A 3,734-nucleotide genomic window follows, 5' to 3' on the forward strand; every position below is an offset into this window, starting at 1 on the left:
GGCCGACCGTACGGGCGACGTCGTGCCAGTGGGCGGGGTCGGAGATGGTCAGGACGGTCCTGGCTGGCCCGCCGAGCTGGAGGGTGGTCAGCGACGCGAGCGTGTCCTGGGGCACGGCAGGGGTCCTCTCAGTCGGCGGTGACGGCCTTGAGTGCGAGGGCGCGGAGCGGGGCGAGGCGGGTGCGGTTGTCCTGGTGGTGGTAGACGGCGTTGGTGCAGAGGGCCAGGTAGCGGCCGGTGCCGGGGGAGAGGTAGAGGCTGGTGCCGGTGAACCCGTGGTGGTAGGCGATGCGGCCGCTGTCGGCGAGGATCCAGGCAAGGCCTCGTTGGAGGCCGGGTTCGATGTCGGCCTGCGGTTCCATACTGGTGCGCAGCCAGGAGCCCAAGCCACTTCCGTCGGCGTGCGCGGCGAGCAGCCGGTCCGCGAACGCCGCGAGGTCGGCCGGGGTGGTGAACACCCCGGCGTGGCCGGCGACGCCGCCGAGCAGGCCGGCGTTGTCGTCGTGCGGGATGCCCCACAGGCGCGGGCCGCCGTTGAGCCGTTTCTCGGTTGGGGCGACCTCGGAGGACCGGCTGACGGGCCCGTAGGTGGTGCGGGTCATGCCGAGGGACTGCCAGAGGTCGACGGCAAGTTCATCCAGGCGGCGGCCGTGGACGCGGGCGAGCGCGAGTCCGAGGAGGATGAACCCGCGGTTGATGTACCGGTGGCCGGCGCCGGGTTCGGCGATCAGCGGCTCGCCGCAGATCAGCGAGGCCAGGGGCTCGGTGCGGTTCCGGTACTGGTCGAGGCGCGTGTCGGCCCGCAGGCCGGAGGTGTGCGCGAGGATCTGCCCGACCGTCACCTGGCCACCGGGCGCCTGGTTCGGAAGGTCCGGCAGCAGGTCGCTCACCGGGGTGTCCGCAGAGATGCCGTCGGCCAGGCCGATCAGCGGCCAGGTGGACAGGACCTTGGTCAGCGACGCGGCGTCGTAGACCGTGTCGGGGCCGGGCCGTTTGCCTCCGCACTCGGGCGCGACGATGCCGGAGGCGGCGAAGGCGGGCTTGCTGCCGCGCGTGCCGTAGGCGAGGACGCCGCCGGGCAGGGCGCCGTCGTCGACCAGCAGGTCGAGGCACTGCTGCAGTTCGGTGACAGTGTCCGACGGCCACGGTCGGGTGTTGCTCACGGAAGCTCCTGGTTGATCGTCAGGTCGGCTCCGAGCGCGGAGAGTTTGGCCAGCAGATCGCCGTAGCCGCGCCGGAGGTGGTACATGCCCCGGATCGTAGAGGTCCCCTCGGCCGCCAGGGCGGCGAGCACGAGCGCGGTCACCGCCCGGATGTCCTCGCCCGCCACGTCAGCGGCGAGGAGCCTGGACGGGCCCTCGACAGTGATCACCGGGCCGTCGGCGTTGACGACGGCGCCGAACTGCCGCAGCGCCGCGAGGTGGCTGTCGCGCCGGCTGTAGATCCGCTCGTCGATCCGGGACGTTCCGGCGGCGCGGGTGAGGGTGGCGGTCAGCTGGGGCTGGACGTCGGTCGGGTAGCCCGGGTGCGGGCCGGTCGCCGCCTCCACCGCGCGCAGTCCCGCCGGCACGGCGACCGTCGTCCCGGCGCGTTCGGCGGTCAGCAGGATCCCGGCGTCGGCGAAGACCGACACCAGACCCGCCGGGAAGCCGCTGGGCGGAAAGGCGTCGAGGTGGACGTCCCCACCCGTGATCGCGGCGGCGAGTGCCAGGGTGGCGGCCTCCAAGCGGTCGAACGGGACCGGGAAGACGCCGCCGGCGATGCGGTCGGTGCCGGTGACGTGCAGCGCTTCGGTGCCCTGCCAGGTGATGCCGACGCCGGAGCGGGCGAGCAGTTCCGCGGTGACGGTGACCTCGGGCTCGATGCTCGGACCGAGGATCGACGAGGTGCCGGGGGTGCGGGCGGCCAGCAGCATCGCGGTGACCGTCGCGCCCAGGCTGGGACCCCACTTCCTGGTGCTGACCGTGGTGATGAACGGCAACCGCTTCGAGTCGGGGAAACGGGCACGTACGCGACCTCGGTTGACCTCGACGTCGGCGCCGGCCGCCGCCATGGCGGCCAGGTGCAGGTCGATGTGGCGGGCGCAGAAGGCGTCGCCGCCGGGCAGCGGGAAGGTGACCTTGCCGCAGCGGGTCAGCAGGGCTGCGGCCATGACCGCGGTGGTGCGGATGCGACGGCCGAGGTCGTCCGGGATGACCGGGAAGTAGGAGTCGGCTGGCCGGGTCTCGAACTCGCCGTCGGTCACGGTGGCGCGGGTGCCGGTGCGGTGGAGGATCTCCGCGCACACTCCGGTGTCGAGGATCGCGGGGGCGCCGGTGAGGGTGAGCGGCTGGTCGGCGAGGATCGCGGCCGCGTACAGGTGCAGGGCGATGTTCTTGCTGCCCTGAACGGTGGTGCTGCCGTGGAGCGGGCGGCCGCCGGTGATCCGCAGGGTGAGCCGGTCGGAGGTCGTGGTGGAGGTCATGGTCACCTTCCCTGGCTTCCGGCGGGGAAGAACCCGCCGATCTGGGTGCGGGGGTAGAGGGTGGTGTGGGCGCCGATGAGGGTGGCGGGCTGGAGCACGGTGCCGGCGGGGACGATCACGCCGTCGCCGATCACGGCGCCGAACTTGGTCTGGCCGGTGGGGACGCGGTGCCCGTCGAGGCGTGCGCAGACCTCGTCGGTGGCCGGTTCGGTGACCGGTCCGCTGGTGACGCGCAGGCCGGTGGTGGACACGAACGCGCCGATGTTGACGCCGATGCCGAGGACGGAGTCGCCGACGAAGCTGGTGTGCTTCATGAAGACCCCGCCGGTCAGCAGGGAGCGGGTGATCTCGGCTCCCCAGCCGATCCGGCAGCCGGGGCCGATGACGGTGTGGTCCCGGACCCGGGCGCCGGCGTCGATCACGGCACCGGGGCAGACCAGCACCGGGCCGGTGACGACCGCACCCTCGGCGATGACGGCCCCGGCGGCCACGGTCACCGTGCCTCGGACGACGGCACCGGGCTCGATGGTCCCGCTGGTCTCGGGCATCTCGATGTCCAGCTGCCCGGTCAGCAGGTCGGCGATGGCCTTCTTGAGCCCGAAGACGGTCGGGCAGCGGCCGAGCAGGTGCGCGACGACGGGGTCGGTGACCTGCTCGGTGTCGATGTAGTACTCGGGGGTGGTGCGGTAGTCGATGCGGTCCAGTTCGGTGTTCAACGGGGACGCGATGGACAGCCGGTGCATGGCCGGTTCTCCTCTCGGACGAGCGAGTGGAAGACGGGTGTGGAGCCGATGAGAACGCCGACGCCTACGGGGCGGCGGGCAGGTCCGGGGCGGTGGCCGCGGCCTCCGGACGGGCGTCGGCCTGGTGCTGCACCGAGATGCCCAACAGGACGAGCACGGGCACGTGCAGGGTGGCCCAGGAGGCCGTCAGGAAGGCACCGAACCGGTCGCGGTTCGACGGCGCGGCGTGCCGGGGGCCGGTGGAGATCGAGGAGGTGCTGGGCGTCGGCATGGCGGGAGCCTCCGCAGCCTGGGACGGGTTGACTGTCCCAGTGAACTGCCGGTTCGCTGCCGCGATCCGTAGTCGGACTACGGCCCGTAGTCCGACTACGGGTCAGATCAGCTGCACACCTGCCCGAGCGGCGAAGTCGCGCACTCCCGGAAGCCGGCGGTCGTACCGCAGCAGGCCGACGGCGAGGTCGCGGACGGCACCCCGGCGAACCTCCTGCGGGGCCGTCTCCTCGGCGGCGAGCAGGGCCCGGTAGCAC

4 protein-coding genes are annotated in these 3,734 nt (G+C 72.8%); all 4 read right to left on the bottom strand.

Annotated elements, in window-relative coordinates:
- Window positions 1–128: 128 nt before the first annotated feature.
- A complete protein-coding gene (locus tag ACWDCZ_RS39295) occupies window positions 129–1,163 on the bottom strand; it encodes a serine hydrolase domain-containing protein (RefSeq protein WP_449818466.1) in 1,035 nt (344 codons plus the stop codon).
- On the bottom strand, window positions 1,160–2,464 hold the full coding sequence (locus ACWDCZ_RS39300; protein WP_449818467.1) for a UDP-N-acetylglucosamine 1-carboxyvinyltransferase: 1,305 nt from the start codon (window positions 2,462–2,464) through the stop codon (window positions 1,160–1,162). Before ACWDCZ_RS39300 ends, ACWDCZ_RS39295 begins: the two co-directional genes overlap by 4 nt.
- 2 nt (window positions 2,465–2,466) lie before the next feature.
- Window positions 2,467–3,207: a hypothetical protein gene (locus ACWDCZ_RS39305; RefSeq protein ID WP_449818468.1), complete on the bottom strand. Its 741-nt coding sequence runs from the start codon at window positions 3,205–3,207 to the stop codon at window positions 2,467–2,469.
- Window positions 3,208–3,271: 64 nt separating this feature from the next.
- A complete protein-coding gene (locus ACWDCZ_RS39310) occupies window positions 3,272–3,478 on the bottom strand; it encodes a hypothetical protein (RefSeq protein WP_449818469.1) in 207 nt (68 codons plus the stop codon).
- Window positions 3,479–3,734: the final 256 nt, after the last annotated feature.

The organism is Kitasatospora sp. NPDC001225, assembly GCF_053597855.1.

Coding starts and splice junctions, on each gene's coding strand:
- ACWDCZ_RS39310 (WP_449818469.1), bottom strand. CDS start 3,478: ATGCCGACGCCCAGCACCTCCTCGATCTCCACCGGCCCCCGGCACGCC.
- ACWDCZ_RS39305 (WP_449818468.1), bottom strand. CDS start 3,207: ATGCACCGGCTGTCCATCGCGTCCCCGTTGAACACCGAACTGGACCGC.
- ACWDCZ_RS39300 (WP_449818467.1), bottom strand. CDS start 2,464: ATGACCTCCACCACGACCTCCGACCGGCTCACCCTGCGGATCACCGGC.